The organism is Lysinibacillus louembei (assembly GCF_033880585.1).
Classification (GTDB): Bacteria; Bacillota; Bacilli; order Bacillales_A; family Planococcaceae; genus Metasolibacillus; species Metasolibacillus louembei.
This window is the reverse complement of record NZ_CP137624.1, coordinates 2,135,629-2,162,015: the sequence shown is the minus strand read 5'-3', so window position 1 is coordinate 2,162,015 and position 26,387 is coordinate 2,135,629. Positions and strand designations below refer to the sequence as shown.

Genomic DNA, 26,387 nt, shown 5'->3' with positions numbered 1-26,387 from the left:
TTGTTATAGTATTTCGAACACACCAGCAGCGCCCATGCCGCCACCGATACACATTGTCACAACGCCATATTTGCCGCCACGACGCTTTAGTTCGTGAATTAATTTCAATGTTAAAATCGTGCCTGTTGCACCAAGTGGATGCCCCAATGCAATCGCTCCACCATTGACGTTTACTTTTTCTTCATCAATGCCTAAATGACGTACAACCTGCAATGATTGTGAGGCGAACGCTTCGTTGATTTCCCATAAATCAATTTGCTCCTGCGTTAAGCCAGCAATTTCTAACGCTTTTGGCACAGCGACAATCGGACCAATGCCCATTACTTCTGGCGCTACTCCACCAACCGCAAAGCCTAAAAACTTTGCAAGTGGCTTTAAGCCTTGTGCCTCTGCTTCTTCCTTATCCATTACCAAGACAGCAGCTGCGCCATCTGAAGTTTGAGAAGCGTTTCCTGCTGTAACAGAGCCTTTAACATTAAAGGCTGGACGTAATTTAGCTAAGCCTTCCACAGAAGTGCCTGGACGCACACCTTCATCTGTATCAAAAATAAATTTCTTTTCCTGTAGCTTGTTTTTCTCATCTACATAATGCTGGACAACTTCTACAGCTACGATTTCGTCCTTAAATTTGCCCTCTTTAATCGCTTTTTCAGCTAATTCATGTGAACGTACCGCAAATTTATCTTGGTCTTCACGGCTCACTTCATAGCGCTGTGCTACTTCCTCTGCCGTATGTCCCATGCTCATATAATACTGTGGTGCTTCCTCTGCAAGCTTCGGATTCAAGCGGATCGTATTTCCTGTCATCGGAATCATACTCATCGACTCAACGCCACCTGCTAGTATCGCCTTGGAATGTCCTAGCATAATGCGCTCTGCAGCATAGGCAATTGTTTGTAAGCCTGATGAACAGAAACGGTTGACTGTTAATGCAGGTGTTGTATCTGGTAACCCTGCTAATGCTCCAATATTACGTGCTATATTCATGCCCTGCTCTGCTTCTGGCATCGCACAGCCTATAATTAAATCATCAATCGGCCCTTCGTAACCTGCTCGATTCAATGCTTCTTTGACAACAAGTGCACCGAAATCATCTGGACGGACTGTTGCTAACGACCCCTTCTTTGCTTTCCCAATCGGTGTACGAGCACCTGCTACAATGACGGCTTCACGCATCATTCATATCCCCCTTTTATGACTAGTTACGTAATGGCTTTCCTTTTACAAGCATGTGCTGCATACGCATTTGCGATTTTGGATCAGCAACTAATTGTAAAAATGCCTCTTTTTCTAAGTTTAATAAGTATTCCTCTGTCACTTCTGTTCCATATGGTACTAAGCCCCCTGCAATCACATATGCAAGCTTTTTGGCAATTTTTAAATCATGCTCACTAATATAGCCTGATTGGAACATGCCCTGTGCACCTAACAGCAATGTTGCATAGCCTGGTGCCCCAACAACCTTCACCTTTTGCTTTAACGGTGCAGTATAACCCGCCTCATATAATGCTAGCGCTGCTTGCTTTGCATCATAAAGTTGATGATCTGCATTAACAGAAATGCCATCCGCAAAGTTTAAGAAGTTGTTTTCACGTGCTTCCTCACCAGACGTTGATACTTTCGCCATCGCAATTGTTTCAAATACTTTTGTTGCGATTGCTTGGTAATCGATTTCTACCCCATTTGGCAAGCCTTTTAAGAACTTTTGATAAAGACCGATATTACCGCCGCCCCCTGGAATTAAGCCAACGCCTACTTCTACAAGACCCATATATGTTTCAGCAGACGCTTGAATATGCGCTGCTGGTAAGCACACTTCCGCTCCGCCACCTAAAGCCATTTGGAAAGGTGCTGCGACAACTGGCTTTGTGCAATATTTAATGCGACGCATCGCCTTTTGGAATGCGCTCACGACGAAGTCTAGCTCGAAAATATTATCATCCTGTGCTTCCATTAAAATCATGCCTAAGTTCGCCCCAACACAGAAGTTCTTGCCTTGGTTACCGATAACTAAGCCTTTGTAATTTGCTTCTACTTCGTCAATTGCGAAGTTCAGCATTTGAATAATGTCTAAGCCAATGGCATTTGATTGTGAGTGGAATTCTAATAATGCAATGCCATCACCTAAATCAATTAAGCTAGCACCCGTATTTGATTTAATGACACCATGCTTTTTCTTATAGCGCTTTAAATCAATTACTTTCGGATTCGTTGGCACTTTTTCATATTCTGTCCCATTATAGAAGGCTAAATCACCATCAATTTCTGAGTAGAATGTATCAAAGCCTTTTTCTAATAAACCTTTCACGAATGCTGGCACTTCTCGACCTTCTGCCTCCATTTTTGCAACAGAGTCTTTCACACCAATTGCATCCCACATTTCAAATGGCCCTTGTGCCCAGCCGAAGCCCCATTTCATCGCATTGTCGATTGCCACAATGTCATCTGCAATTTCGCCATGTAGCTGTGCTGAATAAATCAATGTCGGTGCAAAAACATTCCATAATAACTCGCCTACACGGTCATTTGCATAAACCAGTGTTTTTACTTTATTGGCTAAGCCTCTAGCTTGCTTTGCCATTTCCATAGAAGGCGTTTTCAGCTTTTTCACTGGCTCATATTCAAATGTTTGTAAGTTTAGCTCAAGAATTTCCTTGCCTTGCTTTAAGAAGAAGCCTTGACCTGACTTCGCACCTAGCCAGCCATTGGCAATCATCTTTTTCACGACTGCTGATTCTGCAAATACTTGTTGCTCCTCACCTGTCGTATTGTCATAAACGTTTTTAGCAACATGCGCAAATGTATCTAATCCTACAACATCTAACGTACGGAAAGTTGCTGATTTTGGGCGACCGATTAAAGGACCTGTTACGGAATCAACTTCTCCGATTGAATAGCCACGCTCCTGCATTTCACGCATCGTTACAAGTAAACCGTATGTACCGATACGATTTGCAATAAAGTTTGGCGTATCTTTTGCGATAACAACCCCTTTGCCAAGCACATCTTCACCGAATTCACGCATAAATGCGACCACTTCTGGTGCAGTTGTATTTGCTGGGATAACTTCTAAAAGCTTTAAATAGCGCGGTGGATTGAAGAAATGCGTTCCTAAGAAATGCTTTTGGAAATCCTCTGAGCGTCCCTCTGCCATCGCATTAATGCTAATACCTGATGTATTTGATGTAATAATTGTGCCAGCTGTTCTCGCAGCATCAATTTTTTCATATAAGCTCTTTTTAATATCTAAATTTTCAACAACAACTTCAATAATCCAATCCACATCTTTTAGCTTCTCTAAATCATCCTCAAAATTCCCTGGTGTGATTAAAGCTAAGTTTTGCTTCGAAGATAGTGGTGCTGGTTTTTGTTTTAATAGTTTTTGCATTGCCCCTTGTGCAAAACGATTGCGTACTACAGGATGCTCAAGCGTTAACCCCTTCGCTTGCTCCTCCGCTGTTAATTCCTTCGGTGCAATATCCAACAATAATGTCGGAATACCGATATTCGCTAAATGTGCTGCAATACCTGATCCCATAACCCCTGAGCCTAAAACGGCTGCCTTTTTAATGCTGTAAGCCACGAGCAATTCCCCCTTGTGCAATTCTTTGAATGAACAGTCATTCATTTTGTAACGAAAAAAAATAGCTCACTACTAAAATATTTTTTTCACATCATTTCTGTTTTTAGTGTAGTGTATTTCTTTTATTAAAGCAATATTTTTTTCACAGTATTTTCAAAATTTTTTCTATCGACAAGCAAATTGCTTTCGTTCACATTTGAAAATCGGTACACTAATCATAAAGGAGTGAGATCAATGGAACAAATAACAACATTAGAGCAATTTAACGAATTAACTTCAACAGAGCAAGCAGTTATCATTAAATTTTTTGCAGGCTGGTGCCCTGATTGCACACGCATGGATATGTTTATTGACCCAATTATCGAGGAATACAACCAATATAAATGGTATTCTATCAACCGCGATGATTTCCCAGAGCTAGCTGAAAAATATCAAGTAATGGGCATCCCGTCATTATTAATCTTCAAAAATGGTGAAAAATTAGCACACTTACATAGTGCCAATGCTAAATCACCTGCACAAGTAACTGAGTTTTTAGACGCGCAAGCATAAAAAACAAGCTCCCGCTTGGTCGGGAGCTTGTTTTTTGCGTTTCGATGAGCGAATTTTACATTTGGTTGAGCGAATTGCATTGGTCGATGAGCGAATTTCGTGTTTGGTTGAGCGAATTCCACCATTCGTTGAGCGAATCTCTACTTTTAAACCAATTCTTTCATTAACTGCTGTCCCTTTTCAACCGATGTTTCAATATAGCCGATGATTTGTGGCAATGTGAAAACCTGTAAATTTTGCTTTAGCATATCCTCATCATACACCATGTCACCTTGTACATAAGGTAAAAACTGCATAACCTCCTGTTCAGTTACTTCCTCTAAATTCACAATGGTTGCTTTAGATGGCAATATAGATTCATTGAAGCCGTAATATGCTAATAGCTGCCCATTTAGTAGCATAAAATCTTGATGATAAAGCCTTCCTAGATTTTGGTCATTTTCCATACGATTTTTTAGCCAAGGTAGATAGAAGCCTTGCAGCCATAAATCATCTGTAATTAAATGCGTATAGTAGCCAAGTATGTATGACTGTTCTTTGTGTGTATTATATTTTTCTAAAAAACCTGTATAATCAATTTTTCGTGTATAATCTTCCTGTTGACCAATATAAAAATGCGAGCGCTCTTTGTCTAATGCAGCATCCGGTGCGATGCCACCTGCTAAAAAGCTCGCTTTGTCCTTTATTGCGATCCGTTCTGCTATCTTCTGTGAGATAATCAAATGCATAATTCTCGAGCCCATTTCTTGTCCCTCCATTTCCTTTCCAAAATCACAACGTTTTTCCTGCCTTATAAGTTGCAGCTTTACCTATACAAAACTTCTTAATAAGATAATAGAAGGGGGCTATAAAGATGAAAAAGAATATTACATTCATCATTTTAATAACCATCTCTATTCTCCTCATCGCTTTTTCACAAATGATTATGGATAATGCAGCTTCTCCTACAACAAATAATGAGGAATTGCTTGTTATTACTGGAGAAATTATAGAGCTAGAGAGCGGTAGGTTTTTACTGCAAAGCAGCTACAAAGTTTGGATTGCTAGCAATTCAATGGATTCTTTGAAAATTGGTCAAACTGTCTCTGTGTGGGTAAATTTCGTTGAGACAAGTGATCCTGCACAGGCACAGGCAAGTGCAACTAAAATTGAAATTAAAACAGCTGACTGAAAAGATATTATCTTTTCAGTCAGCCATTTCAATGGATTAAATTCATTTCACGAAAATATTTGTGCGGCTCTGTATAAATAAAGAGCGTATTCGGAATTGCCTCCATTTTTCGCTCATAGCGACTTAATTTATTTATCGTTGCGGCTAGTCGATTTTCTACATTTATATTTGTCATAAAGTGAATGCCGTAGCCGAATACATCGAGCTTTTTCTCCTCCCACCAGCGCAGCTGTCCTGCCACTTCAAAATGCTCGCCCATAATATTAAATGTCACATTAAACTTCATATCCTGATGGACTGGTAGCTTTAAATTAGATAAAATTTTCACGCCACCTAAGCTTATATTTTCAATTAACACAGGTGTTTTCCCAAGCGTTATCGCTTGTCCATTGAACTCAGTAATTGTTAAAAACCCTTGTAATAGATGCTGGAAACGATAGCGGTAATATTGCCGTCTCTCTACAGTGACTGCTCTTTTATATTTGCTTTTTGGTATAACATAGCCTGTTTTTAAAATGGCTTTAAATGTCGATTCTTTTGCAGGCTTTGAGAAAATATATCCTTGGACAGCATCACATTCCAATTGCTTTAAAAATTCGAGCTGCTCTACCGTTTCCACCCCCTCTGCAATCACTTCCATCGAAAGCGACTTTGCTAAATAGATAGTCGATTTAATAATCGCATCATCAATGCTATTTTCTTCAAACAAATTTTGAACGAACACTTTGTTTACTTTCAAAATATTCGGCCTTATTTTTCGAATATAATCTAATGAGGAATGTCCTTTGCCAAAATCAGCAACAACCACTTGAATGCCTAGCTGTTTAAATGCTTCTATTGATTCATGAATAATGTCTTCATGTAAAAATGTATTTTGATTCATTTCAAAGCGTAAGAAGGCTGGATTTATATTGTACTGCTCAAGCAATCGAATAACTAAATCATAAAAGCCCTTTTTCAATAGTCGAAGCGCTGGAATAATGACCGTAATAGGCTTTAATGACAGCTGTTCAGCCTGCCACTCCTGCATCGATTGCAGCACTTTTTCTAGTAGCCAGTCGGTAATGGGATTAATTAAATGATTTTCTTCTGCTAATGGGAGAAACTCATCTGGCATGACAAGTCCCCAGTCTGGATGATTCCAGCGAATAAAAGCTTGTGCCCCCGTCAACAGCCCTTTTCTCGTATCAACTTGCGGCTGATAAAAAACGGCAAATTGCTTTTCAGTAATAGCTTTTCTCATATCTCGCTCTAGCATATATTGCTTAAATGTTGAAATACTTGCAACATGTGATGAAAGCTCATACGTATTCTTTCCTTTTTTCTTTGCCTCCTGTAAAGCATTATATGCTTTTTCAAGCAATGTTCTTTCGTCTCCTGCCTCTGCTGGATAAAATGAAATTCCTATGCTAGCTGTCACATTCAATTCAAATTCTTGAATCGTAAAAGGCTGCTGAATTGTTTTTAAAATTTGTTCAGCTAATGTGATGATCTCTTTTTGCCATATGTGAGGCACAAGCATTAAAAAGTTATTATTGCTCATGCGGGCAATTTCACCATTTTGAGGTGTTATTTGTTTCAATCTTTGCGCTAATATTTTCAATGCTTCATTACCTGTTGAATATCCTAATGAATTGTTAATAACATGGAACCGGTCGATATCAATGTTTAAAATAGTGAAAGGCTCTTGCTTTTTTGTATATTGCCCCAATACTTTTCTCATTTTCGTTTGATTCGGCAAACCTGTTAATGCATCATATTGCGCTAAATATAGTAATTCCTGCTCCATTGCAATTTCCCGTGTAATATCAAGCACAAGTCCAAAAACATTTGTGACATCTCCCTGCTGATTAAAGCGTGGTACAATTTGCTCAAGCAGCCATTTTTTCTCGCCATTTTGACAAGTAATTGCATAGATTTCCTGTATTTTTTCTCCTGCCACAACACGTGCCTTTGCTTTATTCATCACATCAATATACTCTTCATTAACAAGCTCAAACCAAGCTTGCTCATTTTCATAAAGTGTATTAGTTGGAAGGTTTAATATGTCCTCCAGCCCTTTTGAAGCGTAAATAAACGGCCCATCCATTGATTCTCGCATCCAAATTCCCGAAGTCAAATGATCGAAAATATATTGATATTCATCGCGACTTTTCTTTAACGTAAGCTGCTGCTCAAGTAAATATTTCTCTAAATTGCTGCTTACCTTCACATAGACACTCGTTATTTGATCGCCCTCTTTAATTGGCACAAATGATAAAGTAAGCGGTAGCTCCTCTAGCTGTTTATTGCGAACAGTAATATCAACTTGTGTCGTTATTCCTTTTAATGCATTGATAAAGCTAATTTTTAATTGTTTCAATGTTTCAGGGGAAGTAAATTTTCGAAAGTCATTTGTCGATGTAATTTCCGTTCCAAAAAACGCTTCCATTTTCTCTCTGTTTGCAACATATAGCTCACCTTGACGTGAAAAAACAAAGACGATTTCTGGATCATTCGTTACAAGTGAAGTATAAATTTGCAGTAAATCATCATGTGTTGTTTCCATTACATACGTGCTATCGCTCTTTCTTTTAGAAAAAACATTGAAAAAACGGTTTTTATTGTACATTTCTTTCATCTTCTATCCCTCCCTATGAGAAAGTACATGCTTGTTATTATTAATTATAGTATAAAAGAACTTTTTATTTAATGGGTATTTAGAATTGTTTGAATATTTTTTAAATAAAAAAGGTACTAGAAGAATGAGCTCCTCTAGTACCTTTTCATTAAGCTTTCACTTTATTTCCTACAGTTAATACGATAATTCCAGCAAAAATCAGCACAACACCTAGCCATGATGTCCACGCTAAATATTCATTCAAGAAAAACGCACCGAGTAGTGCTGCTGTCAATGGCTCCGCTAAGCTTAACGTTACTGCCGCAGAGGATGGAACCGCCCGCAAGCCTGTTAAAAATAAAATATAGGCAATGCTTGTCGCTGCTATTCCCATATAGCCCATTGTCAATAGGTTTGTCGTTTCTCCTAGCCAGCTCCAGCCATCAGACCATGCAAGCGGTACTAAAAATAATGCGCTTAATGTAAAGGTCATGGCTACTGCAGGCAATGTCGCAGCATGCTCCGTCAAACGTTTGCTAACATTCGTATAAAACGCAAACATTATGCCACCACATAGTGCAAGCAGCACCCCAAAGCCATTGACTGTCGTATCACCACCAATTGCAAAAAGCAGCACACAGCCAACAATAGCAAAGCTTGTAGAAATTGCCCAAACACGTGTCGGCTTAACCTTCCAAAGAAGCCATTCAATAATGCCTGCAAAAACTGGGGCACTGCCAATTGTTATAACCGTTCCAATGGCCACACCAGTATAGCGTATAGAAGAAAAAAACAAGCATTGGAAAAGTGCAATGGATAGCGCCGCCAGTAAATTCCATTTCCAAGGCCATGTTTTCCATTGAATGCTCCTTGCTAAAAGTGCAAAAATTAATAACGTACCGCCACCAATAGCTGAGCGCACACATGCGACCGCAAATGGTGAAATATTCCCCTGTAAAAATGTTTGTGTTGTTCCTGTCGTTCCCCATAAAACAGCAGCAAGTAGCACTGCGATATATGGTAATAGATTCATTTTCATATCCTCCGTCTAATTAAAATATAATATTAGCGAAGGTTTACTGGTACATCCTGTTCAAATAATGGCTTCCAAAGCATTAAAATTCCTCCTCTCACTTCATTGATGCTTCCTCTAAGGAGTGTAAATAATAATAAGGCGTTGACCTTTCCGTATATAGCTCTTGATACTGGATATCAAAAACCTCTCCACCTACCATACGCACTGCTAATAGCTCTTTCAGCAATAAAGGCATATTCAGTGCATCTAAAATATTAATTTGCTTTAATGTCCCGTCTTGAACAAAGGCAATATTTGCATGAGCTCCATCAAAAGTATATAAAGGCTCCTCTGTCAAATTTGTTTGAAAAGAAGCTGGACCATTTGTTTTGCTCAACTGCCCTCTGACAGATTGGAAATTATCGATATGCTCATTATAGTATATTAATTCGTAGTCTACATCTTTTAAAGAATCTCCTATTGGTTCATTCATTACATGAATTGTGTTCATTCTTCCTACAATAGAATATTGTGTTTGTGGATCGTCTCTGAAAGAAGTAATTTCATAGTACTTCCCATCTTTTTCAAGTATTAAAAATATTCCGCTATATCCAATCGTATTATTGCCTTGTTCAATCATATCCTCTGCTATTTCCTTGCTTTTGACATATGTAAAGGCGAGCCGCAGCAGCTCCTCACCATGCTCACGAATAAATTGCTCTAGCTGTGACAACGGCCATCCCCCCTTTGTTGTTTCACGTTAGACGGAGCACTAGTTGATTTGGTTTCAAAATTGAAACTATATTTTATTTTACACGTATATTAATCAAGGAGTGATGACAATGCGCGTGATGCTAAATAATATAGAAGGAAAATCACAATATGATAGGAGCGTTCATCCAAATTATCAAAGCTCAGCATGTGGACCGACAACGATGCATGTCATTTTGCGATCCTTTAATATAGACAAAAATATTAATGACTTATATAAACAGCTCGGCACAACGAAAATTGGCTTGTTTAAATGGCGCTTAATCAAAAGGCTTCGTCATATGCTAGGCAGTCATTTTACAATTAACAGCTGCTCACTTGCTGAAGCTTTAGCACAGCTGAACCGTGGCAATCCCGTTGCACTCAAATTTGACCAATATTTCCGCTTTCAATGGCGTTCAAAAAAGAAGCCTTTATTTAAATATCATTGGGTTCCGTTAATTGGCTATGAGCGCAAAGATGGGGAGCTTTATTTTATTATTCACGATAATGGTGGACAAGGGCGGAGCAGTCAAATACGTACATTTCGCTATGAGGATCAAAAGCATGTACTTAGCTTTGTGAAGGTTGAGAAAAAGTAAAAACGTGAATAATCAATTTTTCACACATTGATTGTTCACGTTTTTTCTCTATTCGTAATGAAGCAACAGACTAGCTGTCTTCTTACTGGCTCACTTGCAATACATCGCCACACTGCCTAAACTATCAAATTGTGCAGTAACGGCATCACCTGCTTGAAAGGTAATCGCTTCTGACATCGCACCACTTAATACAATATCACCCTTTTTAAGCCCTTTTCCTCTAGCACCCAATTCGTTTACTGCCCAAGCGATAGCATTTGCAGGATGCCCTAGAACAGCTGCACTCGAGCCCGTTTGTGCCACTTCTCCATTTTTAGATAGCACCATGCCGATATTTTCTAAATCAATAGCGTCTGGTGAGACCCATGTACTGCCAATAATAAATTTGGCAGAGGAACAATTATCTGCTATAACATCAACTAAAGTGAAACGGAAATCTTTATAGCGACTATCAATCACTTCAAGAGCAGGTGCTACATATTTTGTGGCGCGCAGTACATCTGCTGCTGTAACATTGGTGCCCTGTAAATCTTCTGCTATTAAAAAAGCAATTTCTGGCTCAACCTTTGGATGAATAAGTGCAGTATATTGTATAGCCTCCCACTCAAAAGCGAGCATATCGCTTTGTAAAAATCCGTAAATTGCCTTATCAACACCCATCATTTCCTGTTTTGCCTTGCTCGTCAGCCCTAGCTTTACACCAATGAACCTCACATCTTTCTCCACTTGTCTACGCACTAGTAATTGTTCTTGAATTTCATAGGCTTGTGGTAATGTTAGTTCAGGAAAGTCATCTGTTACCTTGATAACTTCGCAGACATTTTGTTCAGCAGCCAACAAATAATTAATAATCTCTATTTCTTTTTCCGACACTAGTTTCATCATCTATCCCCTCACCTTCATGCTTTTCGCCATATCAGCCGCTACATCAAGAATCATATCTTCTTGACCACCTACAACCTTCATTCTGCCTAACTCCATTAAAATATCCCTTGCATCCAGTCCAAACCTTTTTGCTGCTCGCTCTGCATGTAATAAGAAACTTGAGTAAACACCTGCATAGCCTAATACGAGGCTACCTTTGCGAATTTCCTGTGCAACTGGTAGGATAGGAGCCACAATGTCTTCTGCTAAATCCATCATCTTATATAAATCAATCCCCATTCGTTCTAACACAGCAAGTAAAACCTCTGTTTGTGTATTGCCTGCCCCTGCTCCTAAACAACGCACACTGCTATCAATACGTGTAGCACCCTCTTCAATTGCCGCTACTGTAGTTGCAACGGCTAGAGATAAGTTATTGTGTGCATGAAAGCCTACTTCAATGTTCAAGGTATCGCGCAGTGCTTTTACTCGCTCACGTACTTCATTTGGCAATAAAGCGCCAGCCGAATCTGTTATATAGACAGCCTCTGCCCCATAGCTCTCCATTAATTTTGCTTGCTCTACTAGCTTCTCAATTGGTACGGAATGGGCCATCATTAAAAAGCCCAATGCCTCCATCCCAAGTTCTCGCGCTTTATGAATATGCTGAGCCGAAACATCTGCCTCGGAAGCTTATCTTTAATCAAAACGCCTTCATGGCAAAGCGTAGTAACTAAATGATGGGCTGTGCTAATATTCATATTGAGCTTATCAGCAATTTCTCCAACACCAAGCACAGGCTCTTCATTTGAAAAACAGCTAATGATTTGACAAGCTTTTTTTACAGATTCAATAATCATCAGAACCCACCTACTTATCATTTTTTCATTTCAAACCGAAAGCTAGTTGTACGATTTTTAAAACTACTGCTCCTTGTCACTTACAATCTTTTTTCCGTTAGCCTTTTTCCAAAGGAAGTAGCAGATTGTAATAAAGATTAACCATGGGAACCCTAGTGTTAACGTCGCTCTAAAATCGGGTGAAAACCATGTAGAGAGTACAACGGTAGCAAGTAAAAGCGCTCCAAAAATTGTTAAATACGGGTAGCCGATCATTCTGACTGGAAGCTTATGTCCATTGCTTTCATTCCATTTTTTACGGAAAAATAAATGCGTTACAAATATCATAAACCAAGCAAACATTGCACCAAAGCTAGAAAGCGAAATCATCGTTGCAAAAGCAGTATCTGGCTTCACAACTGTAAAAATTGTAGCAATAAAAATACCAATAATTGATACATATAAAGCCATCGTAGGAACGGATTTTTTGTTTAATTTTCCAAATACTTTTGGTGCAAAGCCACCGCGTGAAAGAGAAAACATCATACGTGTTGAAATATATAACTGGCTATTCATTGCTGAAAGAGCTGCAATTAAAACAACAAAGTTCATGATAGATGCCGCTCCAGGTATATTTAACATTTCCATCACTTTTACAAATGGACTCTTATCAATGCCAGCTGCATTCCATGGAACAATCATTAACATTAACGACAATGTTAATAAATAAAATAACACCAATCGAATAACTGCTGATTTGAGCGCTATCGGTACAGCTTTCTCAGGGTTTTCCGCTTCTCCTGCACTAACAGCAATCATTTCAATACTTAAATAGCTAAAAAGTGAAATAAAGATAGCAATCCACATGCCCCAAAGTCCATTTGGGAAGAATCCACCACTAACTGTGTAGTTTTGTATACCAACAGAACCATCATTTGATCCAACAATGACAAAAACAGCTAAAATAATAAAGCCTGTAATGGCAATCACCTTGATTAATGAGAACCAGTATTCAACAAAGCCAAACATTTTAACGGTTGTTGCATTGACATATATGAGAATAGCAGCGAACAATACAATCCAAACAATCGCTGGCACAGTTGGGAACCAGTATTTCATATAAACGGCAACAGCGGTTACCTCCGTCCCTATTGCACAGACTAAGCTGAACCAATAGGAGTAACGCACTGCAAATCCCGCCCATGGATTGATATATCGCTCTGCATATGCTCCAAAAGAGCCTGTTACGGGGTGTGCCACCGTCATTTCAGCTAAACATCCCATTAATAATAGGGCAATTACTGCTCCTACCGCATAGCTGACAATAACACTCGGACCAGCTAAACCAATAGCTAGCCCACTTCCTAAAAATAGCCCTGTTCCTATCGCTCCACCAATTGCAATCATTGTCAGTTGCCTAGTTGTTAAACTACGATTTAAACCTTTTTCTCTTTCAATAATATCTTGAAAATTATCGGTTGGTTTCATATGGAATTCCCCTCTCGCTATTTTGTATTTTAAGAGACAACATTTCGTTCCTTGCTATATTTTTCATATTGCTTTTCTTTAACGATTGTCTTCAATACTTGAACTGTATCCCAAATCTCCTCGTAGGATGTATAAAACGCAACTGGTGCAAGACGAATAATATTCGGTGGTCTATTGTCGGGAATAATGCGATTTTCAATTAATGCTTTACAAATGCGAATTGCTTCTTCATGCTCCAAACAAATATGTCCCCCACGTCGATCATCTTCCTGCGGATTGCCGATAGAAAAGCCAAGTCCCTCTAGCTCCTGTTCAACTAAATCACTTAAAAATTGAGTAATTTTCAATGATTTTTGACGTATTTGCTCAATGCCTGCTTCAGCAAATAATTCGAAAGAGCCTAAAATTGGTGCTAAGCTCAGTACATGCGGTGTACCTATTTGGAAAGCACCTGCTGACAGCTCTACATCCAATGTGTGCTCCATATCAAATTGTTTATCTTTTTTGGAGCTGTACCACCCTGCCAAGCCTGGATATATCCCAAAATGTTTTTTGTTAACATACAGCCCTGCAACAGAGCCTGGTCCACCATTTAAATATTTATAATTGCACCATACCCCAAAATCTACACCCCATTCACTAAAATGATGGGGAATGGCACCAATTGAATGACACGCATCAAAGCCAATACAAATACCTCGCGCATTTGCCTCAGCTGTTAACCGCTTAATATCTAGTAATTGCCCACTTCGATAAAGCACTGTTGGTAGAAAAATTAATGCAACCTCATCTGTCATTGCCACAATAATATCTTCCTCCGCAAGAAACTTGCCATCACGACTTTTCACTCGCAAAAGCTCTTCATCGGGATTATAACCACGCAACTTAATTTGACTTTGAAGTGCATAAATATCAGATGGAAACGTCAATTCATCCGCCAAAATTTTAGTGCGCTTTCCTTCTGGCTTATAAAACGTTGCAATCAACTGATGAATGTTCGAGGTTGTGGAACCGCTTACAATTACTTCGTCCTCAAGTGCTCCTACTAGTGGTGCGCACATTGCACCTAATTTTTCTGATAAAAAAAACCATGGATACTTTCCTTTTGTCCACCCTTCAATTGCAAGAGTTTTCCAAGAATCCATCAATTCAGCTACTTTTAGTTCTGCACGTTTTGACATAAGCCCGAGTGAATTTCCGTCGAGATAAATAACCTCAGGCTGTAAGTAGAATTCCTCACGATAACGAGCAAACGCATCTGTCGCATCATGTGCTTTTGCATGTTCTCTTGTTAATACATTTTTTTCTTCCCCCATATTCCTCATCCCCCAATTTTTGAATTTTTCAGAATTCCATATTAGACTATAATCATATTGACATGATGTCAATATCTTTTTTTTTACTTTTTGGTAAATTGCTTTGTTATCACCTTTAGAATAGGTCTTTGTGCATTTAAGTAAATTAAGCTAAAATTAATTAGGATACGAGCATATATTAATAGCTTAGTTTCACACACTTAAACAAGGGGGAGATTATATGGATAACAAAGAAAAAGGTATGGATGGAAGAACTTTGCGCTCCATATTAACGCGTCAAAAACTACTTGATGCCGCTCTTGATTTATTCTACGAAGCCGGTTTTGAAAAAACGACCATTACTCAAATCATTAAACGAGCGAAAACTGGCTATGGCACAGCCTACGTTCACTTCAACGGAAAAGACGATATACTGATTATGCTGATGGAAAACGTTATGCGGGAATTTTTAGAAATGGCGGAGACCCCTTTCTTCCCAGCTTCAAAGGAAGAGGCGAAGAAGCTTGTATTAAAGCAAGTAACAGCCTTTTTAAAAATGGCGGAATCTAATAAAAAAATTATGAAGGTATTTTCTGAAGCTATCGGACTTTCTCCTTCTGTCAACAGTAAATGGAATGAAATTCGAGAAGCAAATATTCACTTTATCACGAAGGATATCACCTTTGCGCAAAATGCTGGCTTAGCACGAACTGATTTAAAAGCTGAATTGGTTGCACGATTTTGGTTTTTTGCCAATGAAAATTACCAATGGGATATCGTACATGAGACAAATACTGCCTCTCTTGAAGAAATCGCTATGACCTTAACAACTATGTATATAGATGGGCTATACCTCAATAAATAATCAAATTATTCTAAATAATCAATAAAAAATAATATTGACACTACGTCATATACCTTGTAAGATTTGAACTAGTTTCGAAACTGTAGTTTTAGCATGCTATTTTTTTGCAAGAAATAATTGGCCGATGAACTTAGTAATATCAGAAAAAATCGTATAAAGCTATTCAATCACTGATTATAGCAGCACGATTAATATTTTTGAAACTAATGATTCAGGAGAGGATTAAAAACATGAAGAAAGCTAGAAAACAACGATTTTTTAGTAGTTTACTTGTTACAATTCTTGCACTTGGTAGCTTTTATTTACCGACGATATCGCGTAACGATATCACTGCCTATTCAGCACAAACAACCATCTATGAAGCACCACGAACAGGGCTTAATTTACATGCACCTGATGCACCACTTCCGAAAGAGAAGGATGACACATCGCTCTTACCAGGAGAACCTGCTGAGCCAGCACCAGATAGTTGGGGATACAATCCAGAAACTGGTGTATTCACACATCCATCATCAACGCCTGACAACGAAGGACCTCAGCCTTTTGAAGGGAACCTTCCTTATTTGGATCAAAATCAGTACACAAAAAACATCAATGTTGAAGCGTTCTATCCTTATGTAATCGGATGGGGCCATAGCTGGCAAGCCACTTTTGATTTAGATGGACGCCGTTATTTATATGACTATGAAACAGATATGTATAACATTTTTGATATTACTGATCCAACGAAAGCGGAGCGCCTTGTTCATAAAAGCCTTGATTCAGATGCGGGCGATAAGCGATTCGGTCCTCTCAATGTCAAATATAATAAAAAATTAGATAAAACAATTGCTGTACAATGCTACGAAGTACCACGCTACGGTGTGTTAAGCAATAAATACAGCAACCCCGAAGAAGTCGAAAATATTAAAAACAAAGAAATGCTACGTGGTTTTCGTATGTTTGAAGTGACAAGTCCATTTTTTGAAGATTGGAAAATACTATCTGAAACACCTTTAGATGTGAACGCATCTGCTAAAGACCCAGTACAACAAGGGTCGGGCTGTCAGGATGTACCTGTATACAATGGCGATAAATATTTATTTGTAGCAGGCGCACCGAATGACAGCTTTAGTAATACAGAGTATAAAAGCTATCTGTATTCAGGCGCTCAGTTAGCTTATGATGTTTCAGACCCAACAAATCCTAAGCTATTGTCTACTTGGTGGGTTCCTAGTCAACGTGTAGGAGAAGAGGCTGACTACAACAAAAACCCTCGCGCTGGTAACAAAACAAGCTGGATGGGTTCTAGAATGCCATTATTTATCCCTACGCCTGTTGAAGAAGGCGGGAAATATGGCTATGCAGCAATGGGCGGATTTGGCTTCTGGGTCATCGACATATCTGATCCAGCCAACATGAAAGCGGTTTCTCATATTGATATGCCGATGAGTGTTAGTGGTACAGAGGGTGACAATATTGATGTAACAAAGGTCGAAACAACGGGTATGGTTTACTTTAGTGGTTATCCATTAGGAGAAGATTGTCATGAGCCTTATAAAGATATTTATGCAATTGATGTAAAGGATCCTTATAACCCAAAAATCGTCACGACTCTTGAACGTCCAACACCACCTGAGTCAGCACCATTTACTGACTATTGTCAGCGTCGTGGTAGCTTTGGTCCAAAACGCAGTGGCTATGCAACAATCAATCCTGGAGAACCAAGTCAGCGCTTTATGCCTTATGCATTCTATAATGCGGGAGTTCAAGTATTTGATTTAGCCGATCCTGAAAACCCAACAATTGAAGCATATTTCGTACCAAAAATGTCTGGAGATATTCCAAATGAAGATGGAGAAACGACGCGTCCAAGCGACCATTCCAACCCAGTACATGGCATTTTTGTTGAATGGGATCGCAATTTAATTTGGGCATTTTCTAATCACGGCATGTACGTCCTGTCCTCCCCATTACTAGGTGAGCCAATCATCGGACTACCTAAAGAAGAGGAAGAGAAGGAGCAAGACCTTTAATTATGAGAGAAGGGCTATCAGATAATGTTTTTCCTGACAGCCCTTCTCTATTATATTGTTTGAAAATGTTTTGCTAACACTGTATTGCGTAAGCTCGCCGCAATAATTACACCTAATATCGCACCGATTGCACTCGAGACGAAAAAGGCTGGCATAAAAGCAAACGCTGCGACAGATGTACCCATTAGTATTTTGGCATATGGAACAGCAACTAATGACGCAATAATACCTGTGCCAATAACTTCACCGACACCAGCTAACCATGCTTTACCGCTATACTTATACGCCATTGCAGCTAAAAAGGCCCCTATAACACTACCAGGAATCGCCAGCAATGAGCCTGTCCCTGTAAAAATACGTACTAAAGCTGTAACAAAAGCTATGATTACTGCTGGCACTGGCCCTAAAAAAATAGCACTTACAACATTGACCGCATGCTGAATTGGATAGGCACGGGCTATCCCTGTAGGAATTGCTACAAACATAGAACCTGCTACTGCGATAGCAACAAATAACGCCATCAGCGTTAATTTACGAACTGACATCAACAACACCTCTTTAATTTTTATTTTATTGGCGGTTTGGACGCTTCTATTGGCGCTTAGAGCAATTCTATTGGCGCTTTTCATGAATCTATTGGCGCTTCGCCCTCTCCCAATGAAAAATGCCGCACCCACTAAAATACAGGGAGACGGCATAAAATGAACATGTATCATTTAATGTCGCCACTTCCCTACGCTAGTGTAAGCTAGATCAGGTTCGAAGGGTCTATATCGCACAGATACATCTCAGCCTCTCTCAAAGGCTCCCCTAGTGGTGCAAGCAATTTTATTCTATTATTACGAAATTTTTATCTGGCGTCAATACTATAATCCTAAAGATCTTGCGTGGCGCGTAATTAAGCGCAAGCCGCGATTTTCCAATTGCAATACAACTGAGTCACTAAATGCTGGCACAGCTAACTCATGTAGCTCTGCTTCAATTGCTGCATCACATTGAATTGTTGCCAGTTGATGCGATAGCTTTAGCATATCCATATTATCATTAATTTTCGTGCGCTGTGCAGGCTTCAATTCATCAATTGCTGCTAATACTCCTTCAATTGAGTGATATGTTTGAATAAGCTGCAAAGCCGTTTTCGGGCCAATGCCTTTGACACCCGGATAACCATCGCTCGTATCGCCCATAAATGCCTTTACTTCTGCAAATTGCTTTGGTGCGATGCCGTATTCCTCACGGAAGCGCTGCTCTGTATACGTATCATATTCAGTATAGCCTTTTTTCGTAAAAGCTAAAGTTGTCGCAGGATTGAGCAATTGCAATAGATCACGATCACCACTGATGACTGTAATATTCGCATCGCTCTTCCATTTTTCAATCATCGAGCCAATTAAATCATCCGCCTCTAAGCCACTAATGCCGAAGTTTTTCCAGCCAATCAACTGTGATACATCCTTTGCCATATCGAATTGCGGTAGCATTTCCTCAGGTGGAGCAGGTCGGTTCGCCTTATAGCCATCGAATAAATCATTGCGGAATGTATGCATCCCCATATCCCAGCATACGGCGACATGTGTCGGCTGCATTAAATTTTGCGCTGTCAGCACATGGCGTGCAAAGCCTTGTACACCGTTTGTTGGCGTACCATCATCTAAGCGAATATATTGGTTCATTGCCGCAGAGGCGAAAAATGAGCGAAACAATAATGCCATGCCATCAACAATGAGTAAATGTGGTTTTTCCATATGTATTCCTCCAGTCACTTACTAGTATAACATGGAATAAATCTAAAAAAAGCTGCTCGCCACCTTTGCGAACAGCTTCTTCCTAAATAATTAAGGCATTAAATATTGTGCAATTTTCTCAACATCTTTATTGAAAACACGGTCCTCTGTAATACCCGCTGCAATCTCACGAATTTCCTGCCATTTTTCATGTAGCTTTGGTGCCATTTTTTCCACACCTCGATACTCAACAGCTGTCGCTGCGCAAAATGCTTCAATTGCTAGTACACGGCGCGTATTCGCAATAATATTATAGGCATGACGTGCGCCTGTTGTTCCCATGCTAACATGATCCTCTTGGTTAGCAGAAGACGGAATCGAATCGACAGAGGCTGGATGTGCTAATGTTTTATTTTCTGATACAAGGCTAGCTGCCGCATATTGTAAAATCATTGCACCTGATTGCAGACCTTGATGTGCGCTTAAAAATGCTGGTAGCCCCTCACTTAATGCTGGGTTTACTAAACGCTCAATGCGACGCTCTGATACATTTGCTAATTCCGATACGCCGATTTTTAAGAAATCCATCGCAAAGGCAATTGGTTGCCCATGGAAGTTACCACCTGAAATGACGATATCCTCTTCATCGAAAATTAATGGATTGTCCGTTGCTGCATTCATTTCGATTTCTAGCTTTTCTTTCACGTAATTTAATACTTGCCAGCTTGCTCCATGAATTTGTGGAATACAGCGTAATGAATATGGATCTTGAACGCGTAGTTCACCTTGTGCTGTCATTAGCTCGCTACCTTCAAACAACTCGCGCATACGTGCTGCTACATCGCTTTGCTCTTTAAAGCCACGCACCTCATGCACAGCTGGGTGGAATGCATCTTTAATTCCACGCAAGCTTTCCAATGTTAAGCCGCTAATCCATTCACTCGCATATGCTAGCTTTTCTGCTTCAATATAGTTAACAACGCCTTGTGCTGTCATTGCTTGTGTACCATTAATTAAAGCAAGACCTTCCTTTGCCTGTAAAACGATTGGGGCAACATCGTATTTGCTCCACACATCCTTAGCCGCCAACACTTGACCATCGCGCAACACTTCGCCCTCACCGATTAATGTTAAGACTAAATGAGATAATGGCGCTAGGTCACCTGATGCGCCAAGCGAGCCTTGCTGTGGAATCGCTGGATGAATTTTTTCATTAACCATCATTGCAAGGCGCTCTAATACCTCATAGCGAATACCTGAAAACCCTTTCAATAAGGCATTTAAACGTAGCACTGTCATTGCACGCGTCACTACTTCTGGGAATAATTCACCGAAGCCACAAGCATGTGAGCGGATTAAATTAATTTGTAATGCGCCGACTTCCGCCTCTTCAATTTTTACGTCGCTAAATTTCCCAAAGCCTGTATTAATACCATACACTGTTTTATCATCGCGTACGATGCGCTCTACATGCTCACGGCTTTTTAAAACGCGTTGCTTTGCTGCCTCATCAATTGCTACCGTTTCACCTTTATATAAAATCGCTTTCATTTGTTCAATTGTTAAATCACTGCCATTTAAAATTATCATTTTGCCATCCCCTTTAATTTGTTTCTCTCCTCATATTATTAGCTAAAAAATAATATTTTTCTAGTCATTTTTTCAGCAAATTCCTTTACTGCAATAGAGCAAAAAAGTAATTTAATATTTCAATATAATTATAATCACTCTGTTTTTTTATCCTATTTTCAAAAAAACTAAAAAGGCGATTGTCTGTACCTATAACCTTTGATTGTCTACTAAAGCAGAGCGATATTTTTCTACTGACAATAAAAACAAATGAATCTTTTTTTCAAAAAAGACAGTATACTATTGATAAGTAGATATAAGAGAGGAGTTTTTTTATGGGTTTATTAAAAGCAGGTATTGGAGCAGCAACAGGTGTTTTAGCAGATCAGTGGAGAGAATATTTTTATTGTAAGTCAATCCCAGCAGATGTGTTAATTACAAAAGGTGTTAATAAACGTGGAAAACGCGGCTTTAACTTTAAAGGTAGCGACAATATTATAAGCAATGGCTCAATTATTGCGATTAATGAAGGACAAGCGATGATTATCGTGGATCAAGGACAAATCGTTGAGTTTTGTGCTGAAGCTGGTGAATTTGTTTATGATACATCGACAGAGCCAAGTATTTTCTATGGAGATTTAAAAGAAAATATTATTGAATCATTTAAGCAATTTGGTAAGCGTGTCGCGTTTGGTGGCGCAGCGCCAAAGGATCAACGCGTTTACTTCTTTAACACAAAGGAAATTCCAGGAAACAAATATGGCACACCGACACCTGTTCCATTCCGTGTCATTGATACAAATATTGGGCTAGATATCGATATTTCCATTCGCTGTAATGGGGAGTATTCCTTTAAGATTATGGACCCTATCCTTTTCTATACAAACGTATCAGGCAACGTGCAATCGGAATTTCGTCGCGAGGAAATTGAGAGTCAATTACGCTCAGAATTATTAACAGCATTGCAGCCTGCCTTTGCAAAAATTTCAGAAATGGGCATTCGCTACAGCTCTTTACCAGGACGTACAATGGAGCTAGCGCAAGCATTAAATGATGTCTTGTCTGAAAAATGGGGTAAATTACGCGGTATCCAAATTATTTCGTTTGGTGTCAATACAGTAAAAGCCTCTGAAGAAGACGAAAAAATGATGAAGGATTTACAAAAAAATGCCGTATTGCGTAATCCAAATATGGCTGCCGCTACAATGATTGGGGCACAAAGCGATGCGATGAAAATGGCGGCACAAAACGACGCAGGTGCCTTCGTTGGTTTTGCTGGAATGAATATGGCAGCACAGGCTGGCGGTGTCAATGCACAGGATTTATTTAAAATGGGGCAACAGCAGCCTACACAAAATGCAACAGCAGGCTGGACTTGCTCATGCGGTGCAACAAATACAGGTAAATTCTGCTCGGAATGTGGAAAGCCACAGCCTCAAGCGACTAGCTGGACTTGCTCATGTGGCACACAAAATGAAGGTAAGTTTTGTAAAGAATGTGGCGCAGCAAAGCCTGCAAATATTAAATGTGATAAATGTGGCTGGCAAGCCGATGGGACAGTACCAAAATTCTGTCCGGAGTGTGGCGATGTGATTGATGCGAACGACCACGTATAAAGAGGCTGGGACATAAATAGTTCTAGTCCATACAAAAAATCGAAATCGCATCAGGTGATTTCGATTTTTTGATGTGTGAAAGGAAGAACTGGAAGAAGATTTCCTCTTCCACCTATACTTTCGTAGATTCACGGCCATCAAAGCGAAGCCGATTTCGTTTTCCACCTTCGATTGACCACGAACCGAAAAGCGAGTAAAACCTAAATTAGCCTTCAGACAGCCAAAAACTGGTTCTACATCTACTTTTCGTTGACGGTAGAGAGTTCCTGCTTTGGCTTCTGAAAGCTTTGTACGTACATATGCTTTTTGTTGTTCCCAGTTTTCATTTACCTTGATTTTCCGTGACTTGCCTTCTTGGGCTTTCGTACATTTCTCTCGAAATGGACAACCGGTACAGTCTTCGCATTCATAGATACGAAACGTTCGTTGGAATCCTTCTTTGTCTTCTTGTGTTGACTCATAGCGGAACGTTACTTTTTGCTGGTATGGACAGATATAGGTATCCAACTCTTCATCATACATCCAGTTACTTGTTCGGAAGGGGTCTTGTTGGTATTTTTTGCTTTGCTCTTTTCGATAATGCGTATAGGGAATCACAGGTTCACACTTTCGGTTGTTTCGTACATCTTCATAGTTTGGCTCACTACCATAGCCGGCATCGGCTACGATATGTTGTGGCAATTGAAAATAGCGTCTCTCGATTTCATCCAAGAAGGGAATCAACGTTTTCGTATCCGTTGGATTCGCATAAATGCCATAAGCCAATGTGTACTGTCCCTCTGTCGCAATTTGTAAATTGTAGCCCGCTTTTAATTGGCCATTTTGCATGTAGTCATCCTTCATGCGCATAAAAGTTGCATCAGGGTCTGTTTTGGCATAGCTATTCCGTTTGCCGAAAATCGCAAAATCTCGTTCATATTTCTGTTTGCGGGTGATCCACTCGTTTACTTGCTTCCATTGTTGTTTCGGTGTTTTTCGTTCACTTCGTAGCTGCTTTCGCTCTTGTGCCTTTTCGGATTGCTCGATTCTTTCTGTATAGTCGGCTACGACTTCTTCTAATTTTTCTGCCACCTGCTTTAATTCAGTGATGGACAGCTGCGTTTCCACTTCTTGTTCGATGGCTGGTATAATTTGTTGTTGCAGTAATTCCTCATACAGCTGGTTTGATTTTTCCACCAAACTCGCTTCATATTTTTCAATCGAACGTTTCCACACAAAGGTGAATTTGTTCGCAGTTGCTTCGATTTTCGTGCCGTCAATAAAAATGGCTTCTTGCGCAATCAGGTCCTCCTTCACCAGTTGACAACGGAATTGCACGAAACATTGACGAAGCAATTCCTTTGTCAATGGGTGGACACGGAAACGATTGATGGTACGGTAACTTGGTTGATAGCCTTGCGCAAGCCACATCATACGAAGGCTATCTTTCGTCAGGTCTTCAATTCGGCGACCAGAGAACGCTGATTGGGTATAGCCACATAAAATGAGCTTGAGCATCATACGTGGGTGATAGGCTGGACAGCCGGTTTGTTGCAGAAAAGGAGCGAAAGCTTCTGTGGGGATACTTTCCACTAATTGATGAATAGAGAAGGCGATATCGTGTTCTTGTAATTTTATTTCAACATCCAGCGGTAAAACTAATTGATTCATGTTATAATCTTTAAACATAAGGATCCTTCTTTCTAGATTGATTTTGTGTGGTAACTTAATTTTATCAGAAGAGATCCTTATTTTTAATCCAAAAATGAAAGCCGGTGAAATTTTACTGATTGTAAAATTTCACCGGCTTTTGAATTTGGGGATGGGTTTTGTCCCAGCCTCTTTTTGTTACTGACCTATGTTCTCTTCATATCACGAATCGCTTGAATTGATAAACGCACAAGTAAAATTGCACATAAAAATAACCCAACATAAGCAATCGTATTTAAATAAATAGCATAGGCTGTATGCATAAATTGCGAAATGGCAAGCAGTGCAACTGAAATAATACCAAATGTAATGCCGACAAAAAGCAAAACAAAGCGTGAAAATAATTGTGTCACGAACATCGCATTATGCTTATCCGAAAATACATCATGATGCAAAATGATTTTACCGCTCTCCATCTTTTTAAACATTCTATTCATACGGCGCGGTATTTTTCTCACCATTGGCAAAATGAGTGCTAGCTCTTCCTCTAAGCGATTTTTTGTCGCTAAGGGCTCTTTAAATGGGCGCTTCATGCTCGCTTCAATATAATGGCTTGAAAACTCTCTTGCCTCTTGGAAAATGGCAAACTTCGGATCGATTATGCTTAACGTCCCATCCAATGTAACAAGCGCACGCAATGCAGTACTAACAGACGGATAAAAGTGCAAGCCAAACTCGCGGACAATTGAGAAGATGGAATAGATTAGCTCATCTGTTTGCACATTCTCTGCATAGGAAATTTTCAGCAACACTTGCCCTATTGCCTGCTCCACCTCTTCCTCATTCACTTCCATCGCATTATCTACCAATTCCGTAATTCCCTCATAAACTACGCTGGCATCATTCAAGGCAATACCAATTAAAAATTGCTTTAAGCCATCCTGCTGCTTTTCTGCAAGGCGTCCAACTGCACCAAAATCAAGCATCGTCAGCATCCCTGTACGGCTTGTAATATAAATATTTCCTGGATGCGGGTCTGCATGAAAAATGCCTGACACTAAAGCTTGCTCTAAAAAGCTATGAAATAAATTTTTCGCTAGCAAATGACGGTCAATTTGAAAATGCTCATATAATGTGTCTGCCTGTGCAACTGATTTCCCATCTATATATTCCATCACTAAAATATTGGAATTGCTATATTGTGTATAAATTTTAGGAATATAAACTTTATACTCGCTTCCTCGCAGTACATTCGCAACTTGCTGCGTATTGCGTGCTTCAATTTGAAAATCAATTTCCTCCATCAATGAGGAAGCAAAGCCAATCGCTAAATCGCGGAAGCCTAAATTTTCAGCCCACATCGATTTGCTTGATACCCATTGTGCAAATTCTACTAAAATGCTTAAATCATCTCGCATAATTTCCTTCACATCAGGGCGCAACAGCTTCACAGCTACTTGCTCATTTGTAGCACGCAATACCGCTTTGTGGACTTGCCCAATGGACGCAGCTGCAATAGGCTCTTGACTAAAGTATGAAAATACTTCTTCCATTGGCTGTGCTAAGTTGGCTTGTAATACAGCGTTGACTTGCTCCTCTGTTAAAGGCTTAACATTTTGCTGTAGCTTTTCAAGCTCGTCAATAAAGACAGGTGAAAATAATTCCTTACGTGTTGATAACACTTGCCCAAATTTAATAAAAATACCGCCACATTGCTCTAGTGTATCACGTAGGGCAATCGCTAATTCACGGTCGTTATCTCGATTGCGCGCATATTTCACAGTACGTGTAATGCCGTTTGTTACGGCAATTTGGACAACTTGCCGTAGCCGCTTTTGCCTACGCCATTGCTGTATAACACGCATAATCAAGGATTTTCTTCCTTTGATGCGTACGCCATTTTCGTCAATTGCAATCGGGTCAAATAGCTCAAATAATAAATAAAATAACATTGAAATCAGCAGCATACTACCGACCCATAGCAATGTTGCGACATTGATGACATTTTGCACCATATCACCTGTCCAATAATCCGTTCCTCGTACATATGTGTACCAAAAAACAAATGTCGTTAATGCAACACTTAAAACAACGGATAAAATTCTTCGTAATAAATTAACTTGTGAGCCAATTAAACGTCCGCTCAGAAAAAAGATGACGATGGAAAATAACACAACTTGTATAACAAAATGTAAGCCGCTCATCTTCTTC

General features: G+C 39.5%; 20 protein-coding genes, 2 pseudogenes and 1 riboswitch. Of the genes and pseudogenes, 6 read left to right on the top strand and 16 right to left on the bottom strand.

What is annotated here, in order from left to right; genetic code table 11:
* Positions 1 to 3: 3 nt before the first annotated feature.
* Entirely contained in the window at positions 4 to 1,176 is a 1,173-nt protein-coding gene (locus tag R6U77_RS10645; protein WP_319838367.1) for an acetyl-CoA C-acetyltransferase, read from the bottom strand.
* Positions 1,177 to 1,198: 22 nt separating this feature from the next.
* Positions 1,199 to 3,583 (bottom strand): 3-hydroxyacyl-CoA dehydrogenase/enoyl-CoA hydratase family protein, encoded by a 2,385-nt coding sequence (locus R6U77_RS10640; protein WP_319835651.1) that lies wholly within the window; start codon positions 3,581 to 3,583, stop codon positions 1,199 to 1,201.
* Positions 3,584 to 3,817: 234 nt separating this feature from the next.
* On the opposite strand from R6U77_RS10640, the gene R6U77_RS10635 reads away from it, so the two are divergent.
* Positions 3,818 to 4,135 (top strand): thioredoxin family protein, encoded by a 318-nt coding sequence (locus R6U77_RS10635; RefSeq protein ID WP_293927768.1) that lies wholly within the window; start codon positions 3,818 to 3,820, stop codon positions 4,133 to 4,135.
* Between the two features lie 146 nt (positions 4,136 to 4,281).
* Here the strand turns inward: R6U77_RS10635 and R6U77_RS10630 are convergent, their stop codons facing one another.
* A complete protein-coding gene (locus tag R6U77_RS10630) occupies positions 4,282 to 4,878 on the bottom strand; it encodes a zinc dependent phospholipase C family protein (protein WP_319835650.1) in 597 nt (198 codons plus the stop codon).
* A 110-nt stretch (positions 4,879 to 4,988) separates the two neighbouring features.
* Between R6U77_RS10630 and R6U77_RS10625 the strand changes: the two genes are divergently transcribed.
* Positions 4,989 to 5,306 (top strand): DUF3221 domain-containing protein, encoded by a 318-nt coding sequence (locus R6U77_RS10625; RefSeq protein ID WP_319835649.1) that lies wholly within the window; start codon positions 4,989 to 4,991, stop codon positions 5,304 to 5,306.
* Between the two features lie 28 nt (positions 5,307 to 5,334).
* On the opposite strand, the gene R6U77_RS10620 is transcribed toward R6U77_RS10625, so the two are convergent.
* The 3 genes from R6U77_RS10620 to R6U77_RS10610 all read right to left on the bottom strand — a co-directional run bounded on the left by R6U77_RS10620 (position 5,335) and on the right by R6U77_RS10610 (position 9,653).
* On the bottom strand, positions 5,335 to 7,926 hold the full coding sequence (locus R6U77_RS10620) for an EAL domain-containing protein (RefSeq protein WP_319835648.1): 2,592 nt from the start codon (positions 7,924 to 7,926) through the stop codon (positions 5,335 to 5,337).
* A 148-nt stretch (positions 7,927 to 8,074) separates the two neighbouring features.
* Positions 8,075 to 8,938: a DMT family transporter gene (locus R6U77_RS10615; protein ID WP_319835647.1), complete on the bottom strand. Its 864-nt coding sequence runs from the start codon at positions 8,936 to 8,938 to the stop codon at positions 8,075 to 8,077.
* A gap of 97 nt (positions 8,939 to 9,035) precedes the next feature.
* Positions 9,036 to 9,653: a hypothetical protein gene (locus R6U77_RS10610; protein WP_319835646.1), complete on the bottom strand. Its 618-nt coding sequence runs from the start codon at positions 9,651 to 9,653 to the stop codon at positions 9,036 to 9,038.
* A gap of 109 nt (positions 9,654 to 9,762) precedes the next feature.
* Between R6U77_RS10610 and R6U77_RS10605 the strand changes: the two genes are divergently transcribed.
* The gene (locus R6U77_RS10605) at positions 9,763 to 10,272 is read left to right on the top strand and encodes a C39 family peptidase (RefSeq protein WP_319835645.1); all 510 of its coding nucleotides are present in this window, start codon (positions 9,763 to 9,765) and stop codon (positions 10,270 to 10,272) included.
* 90 nt (positions 10,273 to 10,362) lie between these two features.
* Here the strand turns inward: R6U77_RS10605 and R6U77_RS10600 are convergent, their stop codons facing one another.
* The 5 genes and pseudogenes from R6U77_RS10600 to kynU all read right to left on the bottom strand — a co-directional run bounded on the left by R6U77_RS10600 (position 10,363) and on the right by kynU (position 14,779).
* The gene (locus tag R6U77_RS10600) at positions 10,363 to 11,154 is read right to left on the bottom strand and encodes a 2-keto-4-pentenoate hydratase (RefSeq protein ID WP_319838366.1); all 792 of its coding nucleotides are present in this window, start codon (positions 11,152 to 11,154) and stop codon (positions 10,363 to 10,365) included.
* A 3-nt stretch (positions 11,155 to 11,157) separates the two neighbouring features.
* Positions 11,158 to 11,826, bottom strand: a pseudogene (dmpG, locus tag R6U77_RS10595) (4-hydroxy-2-oxovalerate aldolase); the annotation flags it as partial.
* Positions 11,754 to 11,996, bottom strand: coding sequence for a helix-turn-helix domain-containing protein (locus R6U77_RS10590; protein ID WP_406601035.1), 243 nt, complete (start codon positions 11,994 to 11,996; stop codon positions 11,754 to 11,756). The pseudogene dmpG and the gene R6U77_RS10590, both read right to left, overlap by 73 nt.
* A gap of 63 nt (positions 11,997 to 12,059) precedes the next feature.
* On the bottom strand, positions 12,060 to 13,463 hold the full coding sequence (locus R6U77_RS10585) for an amino acid permease (RefSeq protein WP_319835644.1): 1,404 nt from the start codon (positions 13,461 to 13,463) through the stop codon (positions 12,060 to 12,062).
* A gap of 29 nt (positions 13,464 to 13,492) precedes the next feature.
* Positions 13,493 to 14,779 (bottom strand): kynureninase, encoded by a 1,287-nt coding sequence (kynU, locus tag R6U77_RS10580; protein ID WP_319835643.1) that lies wholly within the window; start codon positions 14,777 to 14,779, stop codon positions 13,493 to 13,495.
* 220 nt (positions 14,780 to 14,999) lie between these two features.
* Between kynU and R6U77_RS10575 the strand changes: the two genes are divergently transcribed.
* Complete coding sequence (locus R6U77_RS10575; RefSeq protein WP_319835642.1) at positions 15,000 to 15,623, top strand: TetR/AcrR family transcriptional regulator; 624 nt, start codon at positions 15,000 to 15,002, stop codon at positions 15,621 to 15,623.
* 230 nt (positions 15,624 to 15,853) lie between these two features.
* Complete coding sequence (locus R6U77_RS10570) at positions 15,854 to 17,638, top strand: LVIVD repeat-containing protein (RefSeq protein ID WP_319835641.1); 1,785 nt, start codon at positions 15,854 to 15,856, stop codon at positions 17,636 to 17,638.
* Positions 17,639 to 17,688: 50 nt separating this feature from the next.
* On the opposite strand, the gene thiW is transcribed toward R6U77_RS10570, so the two are convergent.
* The 3 genes from thiW to hutH form a co-directional block, all read right to left on the bottom strand.
* Complete coding sequence (gene thiW, locus R6U77_RS10565; RefSeq protein WP_319835640.1) at positions 17,689 to 18,183, bottom strand: energy coupling factor transporter S component ThiW; 495 nt, start codon at positions 18,181 to 18,183, stop codon at positions 17,689 to 17,691.
* 168 nt (positions 18,184 to 18,351) lie between these two features.
* Positions 18,352 to 18,460: riboswitch (TPP riboswitch) on the bottom strand.
* Positions 18,461 to 18,504: 44 nt separating this feature from the next.
* Positions 18,505 to 19,383, bottom strand: coding sequence for a 5'-3' exonuclease (locus tag R6U77_RS10560; protein WP_319835639.1), 879 nt, complete (start codon positions 19,381 to 19,383; stop codon positions 18,505 to 18,507).
* A gap of 90 nt (positions 19,384 to 19,473) precedes the next feature.
* Complete coding sequence (hutH, locus tag R6U77_RS10555; protein WP_319835638.1) at positions 19,474 to 20,952, bottom strand: histidine ammonia-lyase; 1,479 nt, start codon at positions 20,950 to 20,952, stop codon at positions 19,474 to 19,476.
* Between the two features lie 314 nt (positions 20,953 to 21,266).
* Between hutH and R6U77_RS10550 the strand changes: the two are divergent.
* Positions 21,267 to 22,076 (top strand): annotated as a pseudogene (locus R6U77_RS10550) (SPFH domain-containing protein); the annotation flags it as partial.
* Between the two features lie 312 nt (positions 22,077 to 22,388).
* Here the strand turns inward: R6U77_RS10550 and R6U77_RS10545 are convergent.
* Together R6U77_RS10545 and R6U77_RS10540 are read right to left on the bottom strand one after the other, a co-directional pair.
* Positions 22,389 to 24,215: an IS1182 family transposase gene (locus R6U77_RS10545; RefSeq protein WP_319835637.1), complete on the bottom strand. Its 1,827-nt coding sequence runs from the start codon at positions 24,213 to 24,215 to the stop codon at positions 22,389 to 22,391.
* Positions 24,216 to 24,382: 167 nt separating this feature from the next.
* On the bottom strand, positions 24,383 to 26,380 hold the full coding sequence (locus R6U77_RS10540) for an ABC1 kinase family protein (RefSeq protein ID WP_319835636.1): 1,998 nt from the start codon (positions 26,378 to 26,380) through the stop codon (positions 24,383 to 24,385).
* Between the last annotated feature and the right edge of the window lie 7 nt (positions 26,381 to 26,387).

Excerpts from the sequence above, each read along its gene's own strand:
- R6U77_RS10645 (WP_319838367.1), bottom strand. The coding sequence starts at position 1,176 with ATGCGTGAAGCCGTCATTGTAGCAGGTGCTCGTACACCGATTGGGAAA.
- R6U77_RS10635 (WP_293927768.1), top strand. The coding sequence starts at position 3,818 with ATGGAACAAATAACAACATTAGAGCAATTTAACGAATTAACTTCAACA.
- R6U77_RS10630 (WP_319835650.1), bottom strand. The coding sequence starts at position 4,878 with ATGGGCTCGAGAATTATGCATTTGATTATCTCACAGAAGATAGCAGAA.
- R6U77_RS10625 (WP_319835649.1), top strand. The coding sequence starts at position 4,989 with ATGAAAAAGAATATTACATTCATCATTTTAATAACCATCTCTATTCTC.
- R6U77_RS10620 (WP_319835648.1), bottom strand. The coding sequence starts at position 7,926 with ATGAAAGAAATGTACAATAAAAACCGTTTTTTCAATGTTTTTTCTAAA.
- R6U77_RS10615 (WP_319835647.1), bottom strand. The coding sequence starts at position 8,938 with ATGAATCTATTACCATATATCGCAGTGCTACTTGCTGCTGTTTTATGG.
- R6U77_RS10605 (WP_319835645.1), top strand. The coding sequence starts at position 9,763 with ATGCGCGTGATGCTAAATAATATAGAAGGAAAATCACAATATGATAGG.
- R6U77_RS10600 (WP_319838366.1), bottom strand. The coding sequence starts at position 11,154 with ATGAAACTAGTGTCGGAAAAAGAAATAGAGATTATTAATTATTTGTTG.
- R6U77_RS10590 (WP_406601035.1), bottom strand. The coding sequence starts at position 11,996 with ATGATTATTGAATCTGTAAAAAAAGCTTGTCAAATCATTAGCTGTTTT.
- R6U77_RS10585 (WP_319835644.1), bottom strand. The coding sequence starts at position 13,463 with ATGAAACCAACCGATAATTTTCAAGATATTATTGAAAGAGAAAAAGGT.
- kynU (WP_319835643.1), bottom strand. The coding sequence starts at position 14,779 with ATGGGGGAAGAAAAAAATGTATTAACAAGAGAACATGCAAAAGCACAT.
- R6U77_RS10575 (WP_319835642.1), top strand. The coding sequence starts at position 15,000 with ATGGATAACAAAGAAAAAGGTATGGATGGAAGAACTTTGCGCTCCATA.
- R6U77_RS10570 (WP_319835641.1), top strand. The coding sequence starts at position 15,854 with ATGAAGAAAGCTAGAAAACAACGATTTTTTAGTAGTTTACTTGTTACA.
- thiW (WP_319835640.1), bottom strand. The coding sequence starts at position 18,183 with ATGTCAGTTCGTAAATTAACGCTGATGGCGTTATTTGTTGCTATCGCA.
- R6U77_RS10560 (WP_319835639.1), bottom strand. The coding sequence starts at position 19,383 with ATGGAAAAACCACATTTACTCATTGTTGATGGCATGGCATTATTGTTT.
- hutH (WP_319835638.1), bottom strand. The coding sequence starts at position 20,952 with ATGATAATTTTAAATGGCAGTGATTTAACAATTGAACAAATGAAAGCG.
- R6U77_RS10545 (WP_319835637.1), bottom strand. The coding sequence starts at position 24,215 with ATGTTTAAAGATTATAACATGAATCAATTAGTTTTACCGCTGGATGTT.
- R6U77_RS10540 (WP_319835636.1), bottom strand. The coding sequence starts at position 26,380 with ATGAGCGGCTTACATTTTGTTATACAAGTTGTGTTATTTTCCATCGTC.